At 67.9% G+C, this 22,089-nt stretch carries 22 protein-coding genes, 1 tRNA gene and 3 pseudogenes; 18 read left to right on the top strand and 8 right to left on the bottom strand.

Annotation, left to right across the window (positions count from 1 at the left end; translation table 11 throughout):
• Positions 1–17 precede the first annotated feature (17 nt).
• From BN118_RS10310 to BN118_RS10300, 3 genes are read left to right on the top strand one after another with little or no spacing between them, the layout of a single operon-like run.
• Positions 18–815: a citryl-CoA lyase gene (locus tag BN118_RS10310; protein ID WP_010930317.1), complete on the top strand. Its 798-nt coding sequence runs from the start codon at positions 18–20 to the stop codon at positions 813–815.
• Positions 812–2,005 (top strand): CaiB/BaiF CoA transferase family protein, encoded by a 1,194-nt coding sequence (locus BN118_RS10305; protein ID WP_003811389.1) that lies wholly within the window; start codon positions 812–814, stop codon positions 2,003–2,005. The genes BN118_RS10310 and BN118_RS10305 overlap by 4 nt, the downstream gene beginning before the upstream one ends.
• The gene (locus tag BN118_RS10300; protein ID WP_003811391.1) at positions 2,002–2,964 is read left to right on the top strand and encodes a Bug family tripartite tricarboxylate transporter substrate binding protein; all 963 of its coding nucleotides are present in this window, start codon (positions 2,002–2,004) and stop codon (positions 2,962–2,964) included. Before BN118_RS10305 ends, BN118_RS10300 begins: the two co-directional genes overlap by 4 nt.
• Positions 2,965–2,981: 17 nt before the next feature.
• Here the strand turns inward: BN118_RS10300 and BN118_RS10295 are convergent, their stop codons facing one another.
• From BN118_RS10295 to BN118_RS10285, 3 genes and pseudogenes are all read right to left on the bottom strand, one after another.
• Positions 2,982–4,022, bottom strand: a complete 1,041-nt coding sequence (locus BN118_RS10295) for a LacI family DNA-binding transcriptional regulator (protein WP_003811393.1) — start codon at positions 4,020–4,022, stop codon at positions 2,982–2,984.
• The gene (gene leuD, locus BN118_RS10290) at positions 4,010–4,618 is read right to left on the bottom strand and encodes a 3-isopropylmalate dehydratase small subunit (RefSeq protein ID WP_003811396.1); all 609 of its coding nucleotides are present in this window, start codon (positions 4,616–4,618) and stop codon (positions 4,010–4,012) included. The genes BN118_RS10295 and leuD overlap by 13 nt, the downstream gene beginning before the upstream one ends.
• A 1-nt stretch (position 4,619) precedes the next feature.
• Positions 4,620–6,035: pseudogene (locus BN118_RS10285) on the bottom strand (3-isopropylmalate dehydratase large subunit).
• A 169-nt stretch (positions 6,036–6,204) separates the two neighbouring features.
• Here BN118_RS10285 and BN118_RS10280 point away from each other — a divergent pair.
• The 3 genes and pseudogenes from BN118_RS10280 (at position 6,205) to BN118_RS21220 (ending at position 9,327) form a co-directional block, all read left to right on the top strand.
• Positions 6,205–7,200, top strand: a complete 996-nt coding sequence (locus BN118_RS10280) for a Bug family tripartite tricarboxylate transporter substrate binding protein (protein ID WP_010930318.1) — start codon at positions 6,205–6,207, stop codon at positions 7,198–7,200.
• A 19-nt stretch (positions 7,201–7,219) separates the two neighbouring features.
• Entirely contained in the window at positions 7,220–8,398 is a 1,179-nt protein-coding gene (locus BN118_RS10275; RefSeq protein WP_003811400.1) for a mandelate racemase/muconate lactonizing enzyme family protein, read from the top strand.
• 10 nt (positions 8,399–8,408) lie between these two features.
• Positions 8,409–9,327: pseudogene (locus BN118_RS21220) on the top strand (ketopantoate reductase family protein).
• A gap of 55 nt (positions 9,328–9,382) precedes the next feature.
• Here BN118_RS21220 and BN118_RS10265 read toward each other — a convergent pair.
• Positions 9,383–10,232, bottom strand: a pseudogene (locus BN118_RS10265) (IS481 family transposase).
• Positions 10,233–10,426: 194 nt separating this feature from the next.
• Here BN118_RS10265 and dut point away from each other — a divergent pair.
• Positions 10,427–10,876 carry a dUTP diphosphatase gene (dut, locus tag BN118_RS10260; RefSeq protein ID WP_003816756.1) on the top strand — a complete coding sequence of 150 codons (450 nt, stop codon included), beginning with the start codon at positions 10,427–10,429 and terminating at the stop codon, positions 10,874–10,876.
• Here dut and BN118_RS10255 read toward each other — a convergent pair.
• A complete protein-coding gene (locus BN118_RS10255; RefSeq protein ID WP_005012808.1) occupies positions 10,873–11,823 on the bottom strand; it encodes an IS481-like element IS481 family transposase in 951 nt (316 codons plus the stop codon). The genes dut and BN118_RS10255 overlap by 4 nt on opposite strands.
• Before the next feature lie 74 nt (positions 11,824–11,897).
• Here BN118_RS10255 and BN118_RS10250 point away from each other — a divergent pair, with 74 nt between their 5' ends.
• Positions 11,898–13,325, top strand: coding sequence for an aminotransferase-like domain-containing protein (locus BN118_RS10250; protein WP_041166268.1), 1,428 nt, complete (start codon positions 11,898–11,900; stop codon positions 13,323–13,325).
• A gap of 114 nt (positions 13,326–13,439) precedes the next feature.
• On the opposite strand, the gene BN118_RS10245 is transcribed toward BN118_RS10250, so the two are convergent.
• Entirely contained in the window at positions 13,440–13,721 is a 282-nt protein-coding gene (locus BN118_RS10245; protein ID WP_003812804.1) for a hypothetical protein, read from the bottom strand.
• A 103-nt stretch (positions 13,722–13,824) separates the two neighbouring features.
• Between BN118_RS10245 and BN118_RS10240 the strand changes: the two genes are divergently transcribed.
• From BN118_RS10240 to BN118_RS10210, 6 genes are all read left to right on the top strand, one after another.
• Complete coding sequence (locus BN118_RS10240; protein WP_003820427.1) at positions 13,825–14,427, top strand: hypothetical protein; 603 nt, start codon at positions 13,825–13,827, stop codon at positions 14,425–14,427.
• Between the two features lie 70 nt (positions 14,428–14,497).
• The gene (locus BN118_RS10235; protein WP_033447231.1) at positions 14,498–14,956 is read left to right on the top strand and encodes an Lrp/AsnC family transcriptional regulator; all 459 of its coding nucleotides are present in this window, start codon (positions 14,498–14,500) and stop codon (positions 14,954–14,956) included.
• A 17-nt stretch (positions 14,957–14,973) separates the two neighbouring features.
• The gene (locus BN118_RS10230; RefSeq protein ID WP_003812810.1) at positions 14,974–15,327 is read left to right on the top strand and encodes a hypothetical protein; all 354 of its coding nucleotides are present in this window, start codon (positions 14,974–14,976) and stop codon (positions 15,325–15,327) included.
• 117 nt (positions 15,328–15,444) lie between these two features.
• A complete protein-coding gene (locus BN118_RS10225) occupies positions 15,445–16,395 on the top strand; it encodes an IS481-like element IS481 family transposase (RefSeq protein ID WP_010930048.1) in 951 nt (316 codons plus the stop codon).
• A 511-nt stretch (positions 16,396–16,906) separates the two neighbouring features.
• Positions 16,907–16,983, top strand: a tRNA-Met gene (locus BN118_RS10215).
• A 149-nt stretch (positions 16,984–17,132) separates the two neighbouring features.
• Positions 17,133–17,465 (top strand): hypothetical protein, encoded by a 333-nt coding sequence (locus BN118_RS10210; protein ID WP_023853503.1) that lies wholly within the window; start codon positions 17,133–17,135, stop codon positions 17,463–17,465.
• 141 nt (positions 17,466–17,606) lie between these two features.
• On the opposite strand, the gene BN118_RS10205 is transcribed toward BN118_RS10210, so the two are convergent.
• Positions 17,607–18,347, bottom strand: coding sequence for an endonuclease (locus tag BN118_RS10205; RefSeq protein WP_023853497.1), 741 nt, complete (start codon positions 18,345–18,347; stop codon positions 17,607–17,609).
• Between the two features lie 175 nt (positions 18,348–18,522).
• Between BN118_RS10205 and BN118_RS10200 the strand changes: the two genes are divergently transcribed.
• The 4 genes from BN118_RS10200 (at position 18,523) to BN118_RS10185 (ending at position 21,031) form a co-directional block, all read left to right on the top strand.
• Complete coding sequence (locus BN118_RS10200; protein WP_041166178.1) at positions 18,523–18,618, top strand: entericidin; 96 nt, start codon at positions 18,523–18,525, stop codon at positions 18,616–18,618.
• A 161-nt stretch (positions 18,619–18,779) separates the two neighbouring features.
• Positions 18,780–19,214, top strand: coding sequence for a BPTD_2524 family lipoprotein (locus tag BN118_RS10195; RefSeq protein WP_010931001.1), 435 nt, complete (start codon positions 18,780–18,782; stop codon positions 19,212–19,214).
• 1 nt (position 19,215) lies between these two features.
• On the top strand, positions 19,216–19,629 hold the full coding sequence (locus BN118_RS10190; protein ID WP_003820436.1) for a membrane protein: 414 nt from the start codon (positions 19,216–19,218) through the stop codon (positions 19,627–19,629).
• Between the two features lie 106 nt (positions 19,630–19,735).
• A complete protein-coding gene (locus tag BN118_RS10185; protein ID WP_010926366.1) occupies positions 19,736–21,031 on the top strand; it encodes an aspartate carbamoyltransferase in 1,296 nt (431 codons plus the stop codon).
• A gap of 39 nt (positions 21,032–21,070) precedes the next feature.
• Here BN118_RS10185 and BN118_RS10180 read toward each other — a convergent pair whose 3' ends face one another.
• Positions 21,071–21,970: a recombination-associated protein RdgC gene (locus BN118_RS10180; RefSeq protein ID WP_003812788.1), complete on the bottom strand. Its 900-nt coding sequence runs from the start codon at positions 21,968–21,970 to the stop codon at positions 21,071–21,073.
• Positions 21,971–22,089 lie beyond the last annotated feature (119 nt).

Here is a 22,089-nt window from a genome sequence, read left to right as displayed (position 1 = left end):
ACACAAGGACTCTCACCATGAATGCACTGACTTCAGACATGGGCTGGAGCGACGCCCGCACCATCGTCGTGCGCGGGCACGACCTGAACCACGAGATCATCGGCCACCTCAACCTGGGCGACTTCGCCTTCCTCGAGATCACCGGCCGCAAGCCCGATCCGCAGGAGTCCACGCTGTTCAACGCCTTGCTGGCCATGCTGGTCGAGCACGGCATGACGCCCACCGCCATGGTGGCGCGCCTGACCTACCTGGGCGCGCCAGAATCCATGCAGGCCGCCATCGCTGCCGGGCTGTGCGGCATGGGCACCAAGTTCGTCGGCACGGCCGAGGGCGCCGCGCGCCTGCTGCAGGAGGCCCTGCCGCTGGGCAGCGAGCAGGCGCTGGACATCGACGCCACCGCGCAGCGCATCGTGGCCGAGCAGCGCGCGGCGCGCCAGATGCTGCCCGGCATCGGCCACCCGGTGCACAAGCCGGTGGATCCGCGCACCACGGCGCTGTTCGCGCTGGCCGAGCGCACCGGCTTCCATGGGCGCTATGTGGCGCTGATGCAGGCCCTCTCGGCGCAGGCCGAAAAGGCGCTGGGCAAGCCGGGCGTGCTGCCGGTCAACGCCACCGGCGCACTGGCGGCGCTGGCCAGCGAGCTGGGCATTGCCTGGCAGCTGTGCCGCGGCATCGCCGTGATCGGCCGCGCGGTCGGCCTGGTGGGCCATATCGCCGAAGAGCTGCGCAACCCCATTGCCGAGCGCCTGTGGGTGCGCACCGACGCCGAGGTATCGGCGCACCTGAAGCCAGCCCCGCAGGAGCCGCGTCCATGAAGCTGCTGTCGCATATCCGCGTGCTCGACCTGGGCCGCTTCATCACCGCGCCGCTGGCCGGCCAGTTGCTGGGCGAGCTGGGCGCTGACGTGGTCAAGGTGGAGTCGCGCGACGCCATCGATCCGTTTCGCGCCTTCGAGGGCGGGCTGTACGGCCCGCACTTCCAGTCGCACAACCGCAACAAGCGCAGCCTGGCGCTGGAGTTCGCCACGCCCGAGGGGCAGGCGGCGCTGCGCCGTCTGATCGCCGGGGCCGACGTGGTGCTGCTCAACATGCGCCCGGGCGCCGAGCACAAGCTGGGCCTGGACTACGAAAGCCTGCGCGCGCTCAATCCGGGCCTGGTGTACTGCTCGATCACCGGCTTCGGCGCCAGCGGTCCCTATGCGCACCGGCCGGCCTTCGACAACGTCGGCCAGGCCTTGTCGGGCTGGCTGTCGATGTTCCACCAGGGCAGCGACCCGCGCGTGCCCGGCCCGCCGGTGTCCGACTCGCTGACCGGCCTGTACGCCGCCATGGGCGTGCTGGCCGCCTTGCTCGAACGCGCCCGCAGCGGGCAGGGACGCAAGGTGGAAGTCTCCATGCTGGAATCGCTGATCGCCTTTTCCAACGAGCCGCTGGGCCAGTTGTCGGCCAAGGGCGCGCGGCCGGCGCACTACGGCCGCGCCTCGCTGTCGCAGTCGTACATCCTGACCTGCGCCGACGGCCTGCGCATCGGCCTGCACTTGTCCAGTCCCGAGAAGTTCTGGCGCTCGCTGGTCGAGGCGATCGAACGGCCGGACCTGCTGGCGCGCTTTCCCGACCGCGCCAGCCGCGTCGACGGCTACGAGGCGCTGGCGCGCGAACTGGCCGCGGTGTTCGCGCAGCGCGAGCGCGCCGACTGGATGCGCGTGCTCGAAGCGCACGACGTGCCGGCCGCCCCGGAGCGCCTGCTCGACGAACTGGCCGACGACGCCCAGGTTCGCCACCTGGAGGTGTTCCAGCAACTGCGGCATCCGCGGCATGGGCCGGTGACGGCCGCCAACCGCGCCATCCGTTTCGATGGCGACAATCACAGCGCCTTCGCGCCGCCGCCGGCATTCGGCGAGCACACACTGGAAGTCCTGGTCCAGGCGGGCTTCGGCGCCGAGGACATCGAACGCCTGCACGCCTGCGGCGCCATCGCCGCGACCGGACACGGAGCCCACGCATGAAACCGAACATCCTGCAATGGGCGCTGGGCGCCGCCTTCGCCTGCGTGGCCGCTGCCTCGACGGCGCAGGACTACCCGGCGCGGCCGGTGCACCTGATCGTGCCGTACCCTCCGGGCGGCGGCACCGACGTCGTGGCGCGCGCGGTGGCCCAGCGGCTGCAGGCCGAGCTGGGACAGCCGGTGGTGGTCGAAAGCAAGCCGGGTGCCAGCGAGATCATCGGCACCGGCAGCGTGGCGCGGGCCGCGCCGGACGGCTACACCATAGGCCTGGTGACCAGCACGTATTCGATCAACTGGGTTCTGGACGCCAGTCTGCCGTACAAACCGGCGCAGTTCGCCGCGGTGGCGCCGCTGGTCGGCGTGCCCATGCTGGCGCTGGTGCCGGCCGGCTCGCCGGTCCAGGACATGGCCGGCCTGGTGGCCGCCAGCAGGCAAGCGCCAGGACGCATGAACTACGCGTCGCTGGGCCCCAACAGCCTGCAGGCCATGTCCACCGAATGGCTCAAGCACCTGTCGGGCGCCGACCTCACCGCGGTGGCCTACAAGGGCGCGGCGCCGGCGCTGGTGGCGCTGTCCACGGGCGAGGTGGATTTCACCTTCGCCGGGCTGGGCGCGAGCCGGCCGATGCTCGATGCCGGCAAGGTGAGGGCGCTGGCGATCTCCACCGCGCAGGCCTTTCCGCCCATGCCGACGCTGCCGCCGGTGGCCCAGGCCGCGCCCGGCTATGACGTGCAGATCTGGTATGGCCTGATCGCGCCGGCCGGGGTGCCGCCAGCCATCCTGGACCGCCTCAACGCGGCGCTGGCGCGGGTCATGGACGATGCGGCGCTGCGCCGCCAGTTCAGCGACCTGGGCTATGTGCCGACCGTGATGGATCGCAAGGCGTTCGAGCAGTTCCTGCAGCGCGACACGCTGCAATGGCGAGAGATGATAGGCGCGGCGGGCATCCGCGCGCAGTAGGGAAGGGGCAGGGCGGCTCAGCGCGCCAGCGGGCGCGTCGAGCCGCGGATGGCCAGCGTGGCGGGAAAGCGCGAGGCGGTCGCGTGCGCCGGGTCGGCGGCGGCCGGCACGGCCTCGCCCTGGATGCGCGCCAGCAGCAGATTGATGGCGTAGGCGCCCAGGGGATAGACCGGCGGCGACACCGTGGTCAGGCCATCGCCCACCAGTTCGAACCAGTCGGGGTCGCCATAGCCGACCACCGACACATCGGCCGGGCAAGACAGGCCCAGGCCGCGCAGCGCCTTGAGCGCGCCGACGGTCAGGCGCGAGCTGCCGATGATCAGCGCGGTGGGCGGCTTGGGGCCGCTCATCAGGCCGTGCACGGCGCGATGGGCGAACTCGACCCGCGGCGGGCCGACGGCGGTCAGGCTGGCGTCCAGCCCGGCCTTGCTCATGGCGCTGCTGAAACCGGACAGGCGGTCTTCGCCCAGGCTCAGGTCCGTGGTGGTGCCGACATAGGCGATGCGCCGGTGGCCGTAGTGGATCAGGTGCTCGGCGGCGGCGCGCGTGGCGGCCCGTTCGTCGATCACCACCGCTTCGGCGGCCACCGCCGCGTGCTGGCGGATCAGCTGGATGGCGCGCACGCCCTTGAGCAGGGCGATGGTCTCGGGCTTGGGCTTGATGGTGGGCGTGATGATCACGCCGGCCGCGCGCGACACCACGAACGCGCGCAAGTCGTTGAACTCGCGCTCGGGGTTGTCCTCGGTGATGCTCAGCGCCAGCTGGAAGCCGCGCGCCACCGCCGCGTCGGCCACGATCTTGGCCACGGCCGCGTAGAAATCGTTCTGGATGTCGGGCACGATCAGCCCGATCACCGGGCTGTGCGCCGTGCGCATGTTCTGCGCCGTGCCGTTGGGCACGTAGCCCATGGCCTGCGCCGCCTCGCGCACGCTGGCCTTGGTGGCGGCGCTGATCTTGGGATGGTCGGCCAGCGCGCGCGACACCGTGGCATGCGACAGCTTCAGGCGGGTCGCGATGTCCTTGATGGTGACGTTGGTGCGCGCCGCTATGCCAGCCATGGCTGATCCTGTTGCTGGCGCCGCTGGAACGCCGCGATGTCGGCCGCGCGCGCCAGCGCCAGGTCGATGTCGTCGACGCCTTCGAGCAGCAACTGGCGCCGGCCCGCGTCGATCTCGAACGGATAGGCGCGGCCGTCCGGGCCGATGACGCGCTGGCTGACCAGGTCCACCTCGCAGGCGCAGCCCGGGTCGGCCAGCGCCTGGGCCATCAGCGTCGCGACGTCGGCCGCGGGCAGGGTGACCGGCAGCAGGCCGTTCTTGAGGCAGTTCTCGTGGAAGATGGGGCCATAGCTGGCCGCGACGATGGCGCGTATGCCGTATCCCTGGTGCGCCCAGACCGCGTGTTCGCGCGACGAGCCGCAACCGTAGTTCTCGCGCGCCAGCACGATGGCCGCGCCCTGGTAGGCGGGCTGGTTGAGCACGCACTCGGGGCGGGGCTGGCCATGTTCGTCATAGCGCCAGGCGCCCATGAAGCCGTCGGCCAGCCCGTCGCGTTCGACGGTTACCAGCCAGCGCTGCGGGATGATCGCGTCGGTGTCGACGTGGTCCTGGTTCATGGGCAGGATGATGCCGTGGGCTCGAATGAAGGCTTGCATATTAGACCAGATCCCTGTGATCGACGATGGCGCCCGCGATGGCGGCGGCCGCGGCGCTGGCCGGGCTGGCCAGGTGAGTGCGCGCGCCCGGCCCCTGGCGGCCTTCGAAGTTGCGGTTGGAGGTGGAGACGCAGCGCTGGCCGGCCGGCACCTTGTCGGCGTTCATGCCCACGCACATCGAGCAGCCCGGTTCGCGCCATTCGAAGCCGGCGTCGAGGAACACGCGGTCCAGCCCCAGCTCTTCGGCGGCGCGCTTGACCCGCTGCGAGCCCGGCACCACCAGCGCGCGCACGCCGGCGGCCACGCGCCGGCCGCGCGCCACCGCCGCGGCGGCTTGCAGGTCGGACAGCCTGCCGTTGGTGCATGAACCGATGAACGCCCACTGCACCGGCACGCCCGCAGGCCCATGTAGTCATAGGCCTGCTGCATGGCGGCGCGCTCGCCGGCGTCGGCGGCGGCCGGATCAGGCAGCGGTTCGTGCACGTCCACGACCTGGGCCGGGTTCACGCCCCAGGTCATCTGCGGCGCCTGCAGTTCCAGGGTGATCGCGCGCTCGGACTCGTAGCGCGCGCCGGCGTCGCTGCGCAGCGCGCGAAACGCCGCCAGCGCCGCCTCGTCGCCGCGCACCGCGGGGGCATGGCGGCGCAGGTAGTCCAGGGTCACGTCGTCGGGCGCGATCAGCGCGGCGCGCGCGCCGGCCTCGATGGCCATGTTGCACAAGGTCAGGCGTTCTTCCATCGAGAGCGCCGCCACCGGCTCGCCGGCCAGCTCCAGGAACCCCACGGCCGCGCCGCGCACGCCGAGCTGGCGCAGGACATGCAGGGTCAGGTCCTTGGCGCTCAGGCCGGCGGGCAGGGCGCCTTGCAGCGTCAGGCGCATCGCGCGCGGGCGGCGCATGGCCAGGGTCTGGGTCGCCAGCACATGCTCGGCCTCCGAGGTGCCGATGCCCCAGGCCCAGGCGCCCAGCGCCCCCAGCGTCGAGGTGTGGCTGTCGCCACAGGCCACCGTCATGCCCGGCAGCACCAGGCCCAGTTCGGGCGCGATCACGTGCACGATGCCCTGGTCGGGGTCGTCCGGGCCGTAGTGGCGGATGCCGGTGCGCGCGGCGTTGGCGGCCAGCGCATCGATCATCGCCTGGCTGCCGTCCACGTGTTCGCCGCGCCGCCCGGGCGCGGTGGAGACGATGTGGTCGGCGATCGCCACGTTGCGCGCCGGACTGTGCACGGTGCGGCCCTGCGCGCAGCGCAGAGAAGGCCTGCGGGCTGGAAAGATCGTGCAGCAGGTGCCGGTCGATGTGGATCAGGCTGCGGCCGTCGGGCAGGTCGGCCACGTGGTGGCTGTCCCACAGGCGGTCGAACAGGGTGCGCGGCGGCGCACTGGCGGCGCCGGACGGGGTGGACGGGGTGGACGGGGTCATTCTGCCTCCTTGGTGCACACGTATGAAATTTTCATCGTGGCAGTATGTATCGAGTAAACCAGTATGTTCTACTGTATTGACGCCCTAACTCTGGCTAATTATAGTTCGACCAGTGCAAACGTATGCACTAAGAAAAACATCGTAGCGCCGACACAGCGAGGAGACAACCATGAATAGCATCAAGCGAGTACGCGGCAAGACCGCCGCCTTGTTCGCGGCGCTGGGCCTGTGGGCCGCGGCCGTGCCCGCGGCAGGCGCGGCGACCCCGTATCCCGAGCGCCCGATCCGGCTCATCGTGCCGTTCGGCGCGGGTGGCACCACCGACATCCTGGGCCGCGTGCTGGGCCAGCAACTGGGCGAGGCCCTCAAGCAGACCGTCATCGTGGAGAACCGCCCCGGCGCCAACGGCAACATCGGCAGCGACGCCGTGGCCAAGGCCGCGCCCGACGGCTATACGCTGCTGTTCGCCGCCGACGCCACCCTGGTCATCAACCCCACGCTGTACAGCCAGTTGCCATTCAAGCCCGAAAGCGACTTCGCGCCCATCTCGCGCATCGCGGTCGTGCCCCTGGTGCTGGTCGCCAACCCCGCGGTCAAGGCCGACACGCTGCCCGAACTGGTGAAGCTGGGCGGCAAGCCCGACGCGCGCCTGGACTTCGGCAGCGCCGGCGCGGGCAGCATGGGCCACCTGGTGGGCGAGCGCCTGAACCGCGCCACTGGCATGAGCATGACGCACATTCCCTACAAGAGCGGCGCCCAGGCCATCTCCGATGTGGTGTCCGGCCAGATCCCGCTGCTGATCACCGGCCTGGCGGTGGCCGAGCCGTTCCTGCGCGACGGCAAGCTGAAAGCCATCGCGGTGACCTCGGGACAGCGTTTTCCCGGCGCGCCCAAGGTGCCCACCATCGCCGAAGGCGGCGTGAAGGACTTCGATTCGCCCAGCTGGTATGGCCTGCTGGCGCCGGCCGGCACGCCCGCGCCTGTGCTGGAGAAGATCCACGCCGCCCTGGCCAGCGCCTTGCAGACCGAAGACATGAAGAAATGCATGGTGGAGCTGGGCGCCTGGCCCGTGGTCGATACCCAGGCGGCGTTCGCCGAACTCATCAAGGCCGATACGCAGCGCTGGTCGCAGATCATCCAGGCCGCCGGCATCACCGTCCAGTAACCCTTCCTATCCAGTATCCATGCGCATCACCGCCATACGAGAAATCGCCGTTCCCCTGCAGGGCAACATCTCCAACTCGCTGGTCAGTTTCGCCGAGCACACGGTCTCGCTGGTCGCCCTGGTCAGCGACGTCGTGCGCGACGGCCGGCCGCTCATCGGCTACGCCTTCGATTCGATCGGCCGCTACGCCCAGCCCGGGCTGATGCGCGAGCGCTTCATCCCGCGCCTGCTGCAGGCCGCGCCGCACGAGCTGCTCGATGACGGCGGGCAGGCGTTCGACCCGGCGCGCGCCAGCGCCATCATGCTGCGCAACGAGAAACCGGGCGGGCACGGCGACCGGGCGGCGGCCGTGGGCGCGCTGGAACTGGCGTTCTGGGACCTGAACGCCAAGCTGCGCGACGAGCCCGCCTATTGCACCATCGCGCGCCACGTCGGACGGCCGGCGCAAGCCGGCGCCACCCAGGTCTATGCGGCCGGCGGCTACTACTACGACAGCGGCGATCCGCTGCAGCGGCTGCGCGACGAGTTCCGCGGCTATCTCGACCAGGGCTTCGTCAAGTTCAAGATGAAGATCGGCGGCGCCTCGCTGGCCGACGATCTGGCCCGCATCGAGGCCGCGCTCGGCGTGGCGGGCGAGGGCGCCAACCTGGCGGTCGACGCCAACGGACGCTTCGACCTGGATACCGCGCTGGCCTATGCGCGCGCGCTCGAGCCCTATGGCTTGCGCTGGTACGAGGAAATCGGCGACCCGCTCGATTACCACCTGAACAGCCTGGTGGCGCAGGCCTACGCGGGCACCATCGCCACCGGCGAGAACCTGTTCTCGCTGCCCGACGTCAGGAACCTGCTGCATTTCGCCGGCGTGCGGCCCGGCCGCGATATCCTGCAGATGGACCCGGGGCTGTCGTACGGCTTGACCGAGTACCTGCGCATGATGGCGGCGGTCGAGGCGGCCGGCTTCGGGCGCTCCTGCCTGCACCCGCATGGCGGCCACCTGATCAACCTGCACATCGCCGCCGGATTGGGGCTGGGCGGCTGCGAGGCCTATCCGGGCGTGTTCCAGCCCTTCGGCGGCTACCCCGCGGCGTGCGCATTGGGCGCAGGCCAGGTGCGGCCGACCGACGCGCCGGGCTTCGGGCTGGAACAGAAACAAGAATTGGCGCCGTACATCTCCGTACTGGCGCACGGCAAGGCGTAAGGAAGAAATCATGAAGATTGCAATTATGGGATGCGGTGCGATGGGCTCGGTGTACGCCGGCCTGCTGGCGGCCAACGGCCATGAGGTCATCGCCGTCGACCGCTGGGCCGAACACGTCCAGGCCATGTCCGAACAGGGCCTGCGCGTCGAAGGCGCCAGCGGCGACCGCGTGGCGCGCCTGCGGGCCTACCGGGAGGCCCCGGCCGAACCCGTGGACCTGATCATCATCGCGGTCAAGGCGGCCCAGGCCGGCAGCGCCGCGGCGCAGGCGCGCGCCATGCTCGGTCCCGACACCCTGGTGCTGACCATCCAGAACGGCCTGGGCAGCGCCGACAGCGTGGCCGAGGCCATCGGCGCCGAGCGCCTGGCCGTGGGCATCGCGGCGGCCTTCGGCGCCTCGCTGAGCGGTCCGGGCCCATGTCCACCACAACGGCATGTCGGCGGTGCGCATGGGCGCCTACGCCGGCCTCGGCGCCGAGAAGCTGGATGGCATCGCCGAAGTGTGGCGCGGCGCGGGCTTCAACGCGCAGGCGGTCGACAACCTGCCGGCCATGCAATGGGAAAAGCTGATCTGCAACGTCGCCTACAGCGCGCCGTGCACGCTGACCGGCCTGACCATCGGCGAAGTGCTGGATGCTCCGCATGCCAGCGCGGTCAGCCAGGCCGCCGCCACCGAAGCCTGGAACGTCGCGCGCGCGCTGGGCGTGCCGGTCGCCGTGGAAGACCCGGTTGCGCATGTGCGCGCATTCGGCGAACGCATCCGCGGCGCCAAGCCGTCGGTCATGCTGGACCACGAACAGCGGCGCGTCAGCGAAATCGACTACATCAACGGCGCCATCCCCAGGCAGGCGGCCCGCGCCGGCATCCAGGCCCCGGTCAACCAGACCCTTACCGCGCTGGTCAAGCAGCGCGAGGAGGCGTGGAAGTAGCCCGTCGCCGGCGCTGGCTGTCCCTGCGGGGACAGATACCGTCCGTCTTGGCAGGCTACCTGTGAACTGTCAATAGGTTGTATTCGTCCAGGTTGAGTCTGGAGATGGGTACAGCGCGCCCGATGCCTTGGTGGGGTCGATGCCAGTTGTAGTGGTGTAGCCAGGATTTCATGGCATCGGCTCGGTGTTGGGAGTTCTGGTAGGTGTGAGCGTAAGCCCACTCACGCAAGGCCGACTGGATGAAGCGTTCGGCCTTGCCATTGGTCTGTGGGCGGTAAGGTCGGGTAAAGCGGTGCTTGATGCCCAGCTCATGGCACAGCGCGGCGAAGGCGCGGCTGCGAAAGGCCGAGCCATTGTCGGTGAGCAAGCGCTGGATGGTCACGCCCAGGCGCTGGTAGTAGGCCACTGCGTCCTTGAGGAACTGGACGGCGCTGGGGAAGCGCTCGTCGGGGTGGATGTCGGTGAAGGCCACGCGGGCGTGGTCATCGATGGCCACGAAGACGAAGTCCCAGCCGGCCCCCTCAACGGTATCGCGTCGGTTGCCCGTGACCCGGTGGCCAGGGCGCTGGATACGTCCCAGCTTCTTGATGTCGATGTGCAGCAGATCGCCGGGGGCCTGATGCTCGTAGCGCACCACCGGCTCGGCCGGCTCCAGGTCGGCCAGGTGCGACAGACCGGCGCGGGCCAGGACGCGGCTGACGGTGCTGGCTGACACGCCCAGCGCCTGGGCGATGCGCGCTTGGGTCAGCCGCTTGCGGCGCAGCTCCACGATAGCCAGCGCCTTGGCCGGCGCAATCGCTCTAGGCGCGGGCCGCTTCAGGCACACAAACTTGATGGGCGATCAATTGCTGGACCATTTCGAGTCGACGTAGGAAGGTCAATCGGGCATGCTTATGGGTGTTCATCCGGCCGGGCTCCTTGAGTGAACTGGGAGGTTGGCGATTTCCAGTTTCTCAAATCCGGTTCGGATGAACCATGCATACAACCTATTGAATCTTCACAGCTAGCGTGCGCCAGGCCGCATTTGGTACGCTTGGCGCTTTTCCGTCCCATACCGGCGCCCCTGGGCGCCGGCTTCACTCCTGTTGCCTGGTTCCGAATGAAATCCGTAGACCTGAAGATCCTCGATGCGCGCATGCGCGAATACCTGCCCGCCTATGCCACCCCGGGCTCGGCGGGGCTGGACCTGCGCGCATGCACCGAAGCAAGCCTGGTGATCGAGCCCGGCCAGACGGTGCTGGTGCCTACCGGGCTGGCGATCCACATCGGCGACCCCCGCTACGCCGCCATGATCCTGCCGCGCTCGGGCCTGGGCCACAAGCACGGCATCGTGCTGGGCAACCTGGTCGGCCTCATCGACTCCGACTACCAGGGCCAGTTGATGGTCTCGACGTGGAACCGCGGCACGCAGCCGTTCACCCTCGACCCCATGGAGCGCCTGGCGCAACTGGTGATCGTGCCGGTACAGCAAGTGGCCTTCAACGTCGTGGAAGACTTCGACGCCTCCGAGCGCGGCGCGGGCGGCTTCGGCAGCACCGGCCGCGGCTAGTTGTGAACTGTCAATAGGTTGTATTCGTCCAGGTTGAGTCTGGAGATGGGTACAGCGCGCCCGATGCCTTGGTGGGGTCGATGCCAGTTGTAGTGGTGTAACCAGGATTTCATGGCATCGGCTCGGTGTTGGGAGTTCTGGTAGGTGTGAGCGTAAGCCCACTCACGCAAGGCCGACTGGATGAAGCGTTCGGCCTTGCCATTGGTCTGTGGGCGGTAAGGTCGGGTAAAGCGGTGCTTGATGCCCAGCTCATGGCACAGCGCGGCGAAGGCGCGGCTGCGAAAGGCCGAGCCATTGTCGGTGAGCAAGCGCTGGATGGTCACGCCCAGGCGCTGGTAGTAGGCCACTGCGTCCTTGAGGAACTGGACGGCGCTGGGGAAGCGCTCGTCGGGGTGGATGTCGGTGAAGGCCACGCGGGCGTGGTCATCGATGGCCACGAAGACGAAGTCCCAGCCGGCCCCCTCAACGGTATCGCGTCGGTTGCCCGTGACCCGGTGGCCAGGGCGCTGGATACGTCCCAGCTTCTTGATGTCGATGTGCAGCAGATCGCCGGGGGCCTGATGCTCGTAGCGCACCACCGGCTCGGCCGGCTCCAGGTCGGCCAGGTGCGACAGACCGGCGCGGGCCAGGACGCGGCTGACGGTGCTGGCTGACACGCCCAGCGCCTGGGCGATGCGCGCTTGGGTCAGCCGCTTGCGGCGCAGCTCCACGATAGCCAGCGCCTTGGCCGGCGCAATCGCTCGGGGCGAGACCGTCGGGCGCGAGGACGCATCGGCCAAGCCCGCCTGGCCCTGAGCCAGGAAGCGGCCCAGCCATTTGCGCACAGTCGGCGCGGTGACCCCATAGGCGCGGGCCGCTTCAGGCACACAAACTTGATGGGCGATCAATTGCTGGACCATTTCGAGTCGACGTAGGAAGGTCAATCGGGCATGCTTATGGGTGTTCATCCGGCCGGGCTCCTTGAGTGAACTGGGGGATCGGCGATTTCCAGTTTCTCAAATCCGGTTCGGATGAACCATGCATACAACCTATTGAATCTTCACACCTAGCAGACCACTATCGCCGCGCCATCCAGACGGGCGTACTGGCCCCGGCGCAACGCATGCCTTCGGTACGCAATCTGGTGCGCGCCCATCACGTCAGCCTGTCCACTGCCCTGCAGGCATGCCGCCAGCTCGAGGACGACGGCCTGATCGAGGCCCGCCCGCGCTCGGGCTATTTTGTCCTGCGCCCGCGGCGTCCGGCCCTTGCGCCGGTGCCCGAGCCCGATATCAAGGGCGCGCTCGATCCCGCGCAATACGTCGGCATCCACGACCGGGTCTCGGATTTCATTGCGTCGTGCCAGCAGCATCCGCTGAGCGCCGACTTCGCGCTGGCCGCCGCCCCGCCGCAGGCCTATCCGATGCGGGCGCTGCAGCTGGCGCTCACGCGCGCGGCGCGGCACACGCCGGAACTGCTGACAGCGCCGGTGCCGCCCTACGGCCATCCGGAGTTCCGCGCCGTGCTGGCGCGCCGTGCGATGGAATGCGGCATCAGCGCGACCCCGGACGAAGTGCTGGTCACGCACGGCTGCATCGAAGCCCTCAACCTGGCCCTGCGCGCGGTGGCGCGGCCAGGCGATACGATCGCGGTCGAATCGCCGACCTACTTCGGCCTGCTGCAAATCCTCGAAAGCCTGGGCCTGCGCGCGCTGGAAATACCCACCAGCCCGCAGCGCGGCATTTCGATCGAGGCGCTGGAGCTGGCACTGCAGACGCACGCGAACGTTCGCGCCGTCGTCGTGCCCAACTTCCAGAACCCGCTGAGTTGCGTCATGGACGATAGCGACAAAGCCCGGCTGGTCACGCTGTGCGAACGCACCGGTATCGCCCTGATCGAGGACGACACCTATGGCGCGCTGGGCGACCATGGCACGCCGCTGGCGCTCAAATCATGGGACGACAGCGGCAACGTGATCTATTGCGCATCGCTGCACAAGACGCTGGCTCCCGGCATGCGGCTGGGATGGATGCTGGGCAGACGCTGGAGCCGACGCATCGGCATGCTGAAATTCGCCCAAAGCCGGCCCAACCCGCCGCTGCCCCAGGCCGCGGCCGCCGACTATATGGGCACCAAGGCCTACGACCGCCACCTGGCGCGCCTGCGCCAGACGCTGCGCGTGCAGCGTGAAGCCATGGCGGCCGCCGTCGCGCGCCACTTTCCGGACGACACGCGGCTGAGCGTGCCCACGGGAGGGATGCTGCTCTGGGTGGAATTGCCCGCGGGCATGCCCGCCATGCGCGTGTTCGAGCAGGCGCTGCGGGCCGGCATCCGCATCACGCCGGGCCCGATGTTCTCGAACTCGAACCGCTACGATCATTTCCTGCGGATCAGCTGCGGCGTCCCCTACACCGCCGATATCGCCGCGGCCATGCAGCGCCTGGCGGATATCGTCGCCGCCGGCCTGTAGCCCGCCGCCCGCTCCCGGATTGCCCGCCCTGGACAAGTCCTTGTTCCAGCGAGGAATTTTCGATCTGCGCGCAGGCTATCCCAAGGCTTGTCCACAGAAGATGTGGGCAACTTGCTACTTGAGCGCGGCCACCACGGTATCGCGCACGCTCTCGAAGCCGGCCACGTACTGCGGGTTCTCCGAGCGTGCCAGCAGGTTGGCGTAGCTTTGCTCCAGGTGCGCCTCGATCGCCTCGCGCAATCCAGGCGACCCCTTGACCAGGTGCAACACCGACGCCAGCGTCGAATGAAGCGCATCGATACGCCCGCCTTGATGCGACACCGTATGCACAATCACCGCAATCTGTTCTTGAATATCCATATCACCCTCTATGTCGCAGAATTTTCTGGGCCGCATGCTAGCACGCAGCCCGTTACCGCTATGCAGGCCGCGATGGCGGCGCTAGCATGGATCGACGGCCAGGCAAGCCGGCCAGGCCGGGTGGAAGCGGAGGCCAACCATGAAGACGATACGCAACTATGCGCCGCCCAGTCCGGCCGCGCTGCGTCGGCTGCAGGAAACCCTGCACTACAGTACCGCACAGATGAACCAGCTGGCAGGCCTCGACGACCAGACGCCCTGGCCGCGCTATGTCGACGGAGCCGAACCGCATGCGCTGGGCCGCCAGCGCCTGCTTTACATGGCCGCCCGGCTGGCCTTGCCGGAAGCCCAATGGCGACTGGTCCTGGAACGCATGCGCAACATCGGCGCGCGGTTCGACTACGACGATGGCGAGCCATTGCCCGCACCGGGCGCCGTGGCGCCGGAGCCGGTGACCGAAGTCAAATTCGGCATCACCCTGAGCAGCCTGTCCGGCGCCTTCCACGAGATGGAGCAATTGCGCGAGTTCGCCCACTTCGCGCATGAGGCCGGCGTCGACACCCTGGTGGCCCGCGCCTGGTTCGGGCGCGACGACGATATATGCCGCTTCGAGCCACGGCACGCCGCGCCCGCCGTGGACGGCCAGCAAGACCGTCTTTTCGAGGCCGCCGCGCGCGCGATCGGCCACTTCGAGTTCGGCGGCAGGATCTACCAGGGCGGGCTGCCCACCGAACCCGATTGAGGCGGCGCGGTTGACGCCACCGCCGGCCGCCCTGTACCGTGCGCCAGACCGCAACCGCCCTGCGCCCGCCATGGATCCAAGACTCGACGCCATCGACCGGCAATTGCTCAGCCTGCTGCAGGCCAACGCGCGCGAACCCGCCGCCATCCTGGCGCGCAAGCTGCATCTTGCGCGCAGCACTGTCGTCGCACGCATTGCGCGGCTGGAGCGCGACGGCGTGATCGCCGGCTACGGGGTGCGGCTCGGACAGCGACTGGAGGAAGCCGCGGTGCGCGCCTATTGCTTCCTCAGCGTGCTGCCGAAGACGCCGGCGGCGGTCATGCGCGAACTGGCCAGGATTCCCGAGGTCGAAGAGATTTCCTCGGTCAGCGGCGCATTCGACTACCTGGTTTTCCTGCGCTGCGAAACCCATGAACAGCTCGACGACCTGCTCGACCACATCGGCCTGATCGACGGCGTGAAACAGACGCAGACATCCATCGTGCTCAGCCGCAAGCTGGACCGCCGCAGCGCCATCGCGCCGGGCTGACGCGACAAGGCTACACTGTGGGAACCGCCACCAACCCCCAGTCCCCGGCCCGTCCGGATGCACCTATGCCGCTACGTCTGCTCGCCCCCATGCTCGTCCTGTTTCTGGCCGCCTGCTCCAGCATGAGCGAGGTCACGCCGGTCGCCAAGAATCAGTACACGGTCAGCTACAACGCGGGCATGAAGGCGGCGACCTGGGTCGAGATCAAGAACCAGGCGCGCGAACGCGCGCGCCAGTACTGCGAAGCCCAGGGGCGCAAGTTCGCGCGCCCGGAAATCACGTCCAACCACGCAACCGGGCTGATGCCCAAGAAGGCCGTGGTCACCTTCTATTGCGACGAAAAGCCGCAGCCGCCCGCCGAGAAGAACTGAGCAGCGCCCCGAGCGCTAGCTGTGAAGATTCAATAGGTTGTATGCATGGTTCATCCGAACCGGATTTGAGAAACTGGAAATCGCCGATCCCCCAGTTCACTCAAGGAGCCCGGCCGGATGAACACCCATAAGCATGCCCGATTGACCTTCCTACGTCGACTCGAAATGGTCCAGCAATTGATCGCCCATCAAGTTTGTGTGTCTGAAGCGGCCCGCGCCTATGGGGTCACCGCGCCGACTGTGCGCAAATGGCTGGGCCGCTTCCTGGCTCAGGGCCAGGCGGGCTTGGCCGATGCGTCCTCGCGCCCGACGGTCTCGCCCCGAGCGATTGCGCCGGCCAAGGCGCTGGCTATCGTGGAGCTGCGCCGCAAGCGGCTGACCCAAGCGCGCATCGCCCAGGCGCTGGGCGTGTCAGCCAGCACCGTCAGCCGCGTCCTGGCCCGCGCCGGTCTGTCGCACCTGGCCGACCTGGAGCCGGCCGAGCCGGTGGTGCGCTACGAGCATCAGGCCCCCGGCGATCTGCTGCACATCGACATCAAGAAGCTGGGACGTATCCAGCGCCCTGGCCACCGGGTCACGGGCAACCGACGCGATACCGTTGAGGGGGCCGGCTGGGACTTCGTCTTCGTGGCCATCGATGACCACGCCCGCGTGGCCTTCACCGACATCCACCCCGACGAGCGCTTCCCCAGCGCCGTCCAGTTCCTCAAGGACGCAGTGGCCTACTACCAGCGCCTGGGCGTGACCATCCAGCGCTTGCTCACCGACAATGGCTCGGCCTTTCGCAGCCGCGCCTTCGCCGCGCTGTGCCATGAGCTGGGCATCAAGCACCGCTTTACCCGACCTTACCGCCCACAGACCAATGGCAAGGCCGAACGCTTCATCCAGTCGGCCTTGCGTGAGTGGGCTTACGCTCACACCTACCAGAACTCCCAACACCGAGCCGATGCCATGAAATCCTGGCTACACCACTACAACTGGCATCGACCCCACCAAGGCATCGGGCGCGCTGTACCCATCTCCAGACTCAACCTGGACGAATACAACCTATTGACAGTTCACAGCTAGCCGCAACAGGCACAGTTGCGGTGAAAAACAACCATAACAGAGTTCGAATCCCAGATCTGTATCGATACAGACAGCCTGTTGCTGTGCCTGTTGCGGCGCGGCGCGGACCGGTAGCCTGAAGACCTGTCTACCGATGTCGTATGAGGCTGTCATGGATCGCTCGCTGTATTCCACGGAACCCGCGGACCGCGCTGTTGCGCGTGCCACGCACCTGCAACTGGCTGCCGGGGCGGGGCTGTGCCGCCATGCGCGAGGCGGCGCTCAATTGATCTGCCTGGAAGGGCGGGTGCGGGTGGTGGAGCATCGCGCGGGCCAGGACGGCGCGGGCGTGCCGGTCGACGTTCCGCTGGCGGCGGGGCAGGCCCACCGCGTGGAATTCGGTGGCGCCGTGACGGTGCGCGCGCAGGCGGCGGCGCTGGTCGTGTGGGTAGAGCCGGCGTCGCGGTTGCGCACGATGCTGGCTGTCGCGCTGCAAGGATTTTCAAAATGGGTTATGATTACGTTCATCAGACGCGGGGTGGAGCAGTCTGGCAGCTCGTCGGGCTCATAACCCGAAGGTCGTAGGTTCAAATCCTGCCCCCGCAACCAGATCAAAAAGGCTTGGCGATTCATCGCCAGGCCTTTTTCGTTTTCGCAGTCGCAGCTTTGCGCGCTTGGCGCGGCAGGGCTTCTTGCCAGCCCTGCTCATGCGCTACCATGGGCCACCCGAGCGACCTTGTCGCATCCAAGGAGGGGACATGGGAACTGCCAAGTACGATCATCCCGGTTATCTGGCCAACGCCGGCGCCGCCGGTACGTATCACGTCGGTGTCTGGTGCCCGCACGGTTATCCCGCCCACGTCCATATCGGCCGCGCCGGCAGCCAGGACGATGCGCGCCTGCGGCTGCGCATACCCGACGGCGTATTCCAGTCCATGCCCGACGACATGGAAACATTGTGCCGGCGCGCTTTCGGGCAGGCGCTGGCCGAAGGCCTGCTGGCCGCGAGCGAAGGCGATTTCCAGGAGGTCCGGCTGCGCCTGGACGCCCAGCCCTGGAGCGGCCCGTTGGCGGCGGCGCAGCCCGCCTGAGCGCGGTTACCCACAGGCGATGTGGACAACCCTTGGGATAGGGTGCGCACATCTGCCTAATCTCGCGCCAAAACAAGGACTTGCGCAACGTGCTCAAGAAAGGGGCTGAGCAAGGCGGCCGGCAGGCGCCCGCCGGCATGCTCAGCCGCACTGGCGCTGGATCGCGGCGGGATCGGTCACGTAGTGATTGCCGTTGCCTTGCAGCGTCCGGATGCGCTGGTCGCGCGCGCGTTCCCAGTCGTCCACCGGGTAGGCGCGCGCCCATACGCACAGTACGCGCCGGTCCTCGCGCGACAGCTTCAGCCTGTAGCGCTCGACCATGTAGAACTGGATGCGCGCGATACGGCCGCGCACGTACTTGCGCGGCTGTATGCGGCGGGTCTTGAAGTCCACGATGGTTTCGCACTGGCCGTACATGGGGGCGGGCCGGTCGGCCCAGACGGCGTAGCGGAAGTTCTGCCGGTCACCGTTGACCTCGCCGACCGACGGCATCAGGTTCACCAGGTCGCCTTCGGCGCGCGCGAACGAGGGGTCGGTCCGGCTGCAATGCTTGCGCCCGCCCGGCTTGCCGTTGACGCGCTGTTGCCAGCACTGGCGCTGATGGCCCAGCGTCCAGGCCGGCACCACATGCTCCCATTCCAGTTGCTGTGCGCGTCGCAGCTGTTTGCGCGGCTCGTAGCCACAGGCCTGCAGGTCGATGCGCTTGTCCTGGTAGGGGCAGCCGCAATAGAAGTCGCGCTCCAGGTTCTGGTAGACGCGTGGCAGCACTTTCTTGGCGTGTCGGAAATCGCGGTGTCCGACGGCGTTCGGACGGGTGACCAGCTCGGCCTGGGCGGCCAGCGGCAGGCTGAGCAGCGCAGCCAATACAACAGCATATTTCATGGCGCAGCATTGTAGGTGGATTGCATGCGCCATGCGTCAGAGGATGGCGCACGCATGCAACTGATTGCGAGTGCTTGCTGCAGAAAGCACGCCGCTGCGTTATTCTGACCCGGTCTGGCTCGGACCCGCCGGCCTTTCCGTCGCTCGTTCGACGCTTCCCAGTCCAGGAGATGTCATGAAGAACAAAGCTCTCATTGCTGTGCTGCTTGCCATGGCCGCGCTGTCCGCGGGTTGCAATACGGTTGCCGGTGCGGGCAAGGATATCGAGTGAGGTGGCGAAAAAATTCAGGGCGCGGCCCAGAAGTAGCGCAAGGCGGCGTAGCCAGCCGCACCGTGCGCAGCCGCCTGCCGCGATAGGGCGCCAAGGCGGCTTTTTCATTGGGCGTGTTGATGCATAATCCGTCCGTTGCATTACTTGGAGCAGGAGTCGATATGCGCAGGGTAGGGTTGATCGGGGCGCTGCTGGCCGCTGGCGTATTGAGCGGGTGCGCCAGCCAGGGCCTGCTGTCGGGCGATACGCCCGGACTGTCCGAAAGTTTCATCGTCACGGCGGATTTCCAGGCGGCATATCGCCGCGCCGGCGAATACGTGCGCGTCTGCCACGAGCAGCGGCCGCATCCGTACGGCGTGGTGTACCAGTCGTCGCGGCGCCTGGGCGACCGTGGCGCGCCCAACGAGGTGCATGTGTTCAAGCGGGAAGAGCCCAGCAAGATCCTCGAAATCATCCAGTCGCAGACCGAGACGCCATCGACGGCCCGGGTCACGGTCCGGGTGCTGGGCGACGGCAAGTGGGATGCGGCGGAGATCGCCGCGGCCAAGGCCTCGATTCAGTCCGCCACGCCGGTGTGCAGGCAGGGCGGCGACTGAGATGGGTGAGGGCGCGGACTGCCGGCCGGGCGACAACGGGCAAGGCCTGCTGGCCGGCCCGCTGCGCCTGCTGGCTGGCCTCAATGGGCTGGCAGCGCTGATGCTGGTCGCGTTCTCGCTGGGCATCGTCGGCGGCGAAGTGGCGCCGCCCGCCTTGCAGGCGCCCCTGGCCCTGTTCCTGGCCGGGCTGGCCGCCGCGATGGGCGCGATGCTGTTCGGCACCGCCGCCCGCTATCTGCAGCGCCGCCAGGCCGCCGCCGGCGTGCGCGGCCGTGGCCACCTTCCCGCCGTGGTCCTGGCGGTTGCCCTGTACCTTGCCAGCGTGGCGGCGTTTGGCGCGGGCTGCTGGCTGGCGGTCGCTCCGGCCGATACCGACTACGACCAGCTGCCCACGGTATACGCAGCACGCGTCTGACCCGCGCCACAGTGCCGGTTATATACGCAAAAAATCATGGACGTCGTTTTTGGGGTCGAATAATATGCGCATTGCGTATATTCCGTATTCCTCCCTGGGGCCGCCCATGTCCATTTCCCAACAAGCCTTTCTGCGCGACGCCATGCGTCGTCTCAACCTGACGCGCGACGTGTTCGCCGGCCGCATCGGCGTGAAGCGCCGCGCGCTGGATACGTGGCTGCTGCCCGAAGGGTCGCAGGAGTTTCGCGCGATGCCCGAAGTGGTGGAGCGCTTCGTCAGTGAAATCGTGCAGAACCGCGACTTGCTGGAGAAATATACGCAGAGCGGGCAGGTAGGCCCCTTGCGCGACCGCATTGCCGTCGAAGGGCGCCATCAGCTGCTGTCGGTCGATCAATTCACCCGCGAATCGGTGGAAGACCTGTTCCGCGTGGCGGATATGATGCAACCCATTGCGCGCCGCCAGAAGGTGTCGCGGGTGCTGGAAGGCGCGGTGCTGGGCAACCTGTTCTTCGAGGCCAGCACGCGTACTCGCGTCAGCTTCGGCGCGGCGTTCTGCCGCCTGGGCGGTTCGGTCTGCGACACCACGGGCTTCACGTTCTCGTCCATGGCCAAGGGCGAGTCCATCTACGATACCAGCCGCGTGATGAGCGGCTACGTCGACGCCATGGTCATCCGCCATCCCGAACAGGGGTCGGTGGCGGAGTTCGCCGAGGCGACCAATATTCCGGTGGTCAATGGCGGCGATGGCCCGGGCGAACATCCCAGCCAGGCCCTGCTGGACCTGTACACCATCCTTACCGAGTTCTCGCGCCTGGGCAAGCTGCTCGACGGCGCGCACATCGCCATGGTCGGCGACCTGAAGTACGGCCGCACGGTGCACTCGCTGATCAAGCTGCTGGCGCTGTACAAGGGCGTGAAGTTCACGCTGATTTCGCCGCAGGGCCTGGAGATGCCCGGCTACATCGTCGAGCAGGCCAGCCGCAACGGCAATGTGATCGAACAGAAAAGCACGCTGGCCGAGGGCCTGGCGGGCGCGGACGTCATTTACGCCACGCGCGTGCAGAAAGAGCGCTTCGCCAACGAAGAGGCGGGCGAAGGCTACACGGCGGACTTCCAGGTCAGCCGCGCCATCATCGACGCCTACTGCGGTCCGGATACCATCGTCATGCACCCCTTGCCGCGCGACAGCCGGCCGGGGTCCAACGATCTGAGCACGGATCTGAACCACGACCCGCGCCTGGCGATTTTCCGCCAGACCGACAATGGTATTCCGATCCGGATGGCGATCTTCGCGGTGCTGCTGGGCGTGGAAGGGCTGGTGCAGCATTCGATGCGCGACGTGACGTGGCAGCATCCGTCGCACATCGGCCCCGACGATTCCGTCTTCCACGGCCTGGACTGAGCCGTATCGCGTGGCGCGCCAGCGCCACGCGAGCCCGCGTCAGACGCGCTTTTCCCCGCCCAGCGAGTCGACCAGTTCGGCCAGCAGCTTGGCCACTTCGCCGGTCATGAGCGTCATGTCCGAGTCGAACTTTTCGTCGTCGTTCTGCGTGGCGGCGTCGGGGTTCTCCTTGAGCACGTCCAGCGGCGCGACGCGCTTGACGTCCAGCGACTCGGTCAGCACGAACGACACCCGGTCGGCCCAGGTCATCGCCAGGCGCGTGCATTGCTTGCCGGACTGGATATGGCGCCGCACATCGTCGACGTCGATCGAGTGCTTGACGTAGCGGATCGCGGCGCGGCTTTCGCCGGAGGCGCGCAGCTCCGTATCCTGGTCGATCGAGAAGTTGGCGGGCGCTTCGTCGGCCGCCAGCCACCCCGTCATCGCCGCGGCGGGCGATTGCTCGACATAGAGATTGTCCAGCGGCAGCGGGTCGATCGTCTTGACCAGCAGGCCGATGACCTCGTCGGCCTTCGCGGACGCGGCCGCATCGATCACCAGCCAGTGGTTGACGGTATCGATCCAGACGCGCGTGTCGCGGTAGATGCTGAAGGCCTTGGGCAGCAGCTCGTCGGTGACGCGCTCCTTGATTTCCTTCATCTGCTTGCGGCCAGGCTTGTAGCCTTGCTGCTCTTCGATTTCCTGCGCGCGGGCCTTGGCGACCTGATTGACGACCGTGGTCGGCAGCAGCTTCTTCTCGGCGCGCAGCGTCAGCAGGATCTGGCCGTTGAGCGTATGCGCAAGCAGGCCGTTCTCGCGCGGGGATATCCATCCCAGGCTCTGCATTTCGAGGTTATTGCCGCCCTGGTAGGCAAAGCGGGCAAGGCATTCTTCCAGCTGGTCGCCATTCAAGGCCCAGGGCGCGGAAAGCCGGTAAATCTTGAGATTCTTGAACCACATGGCGTCGGGCAAAAGGGTTGATTCTATACGACTGGGGCCCACTCATGCACCCGCGTCGTCGCAGGCATTGACACGACACCTTCTGTCACTGACAGTGTGCAGGCGTTCGGGTATCGTCC

Origin of the sequence: Bordetella pertussis 18323, assembly GCF_000306945.1 — a bacterium.
Lineage (GTDB): Bacteria > Pseudomonadota > Gammaproteobacteria > Burkholderiales > Burkholderiaceae_B > Bordetella > Bordetella pertussis.
Note: the sequence above shows the minus strand (reverse complement) of the source record. Positions and strands in the feature narration are given on the sequence as shown.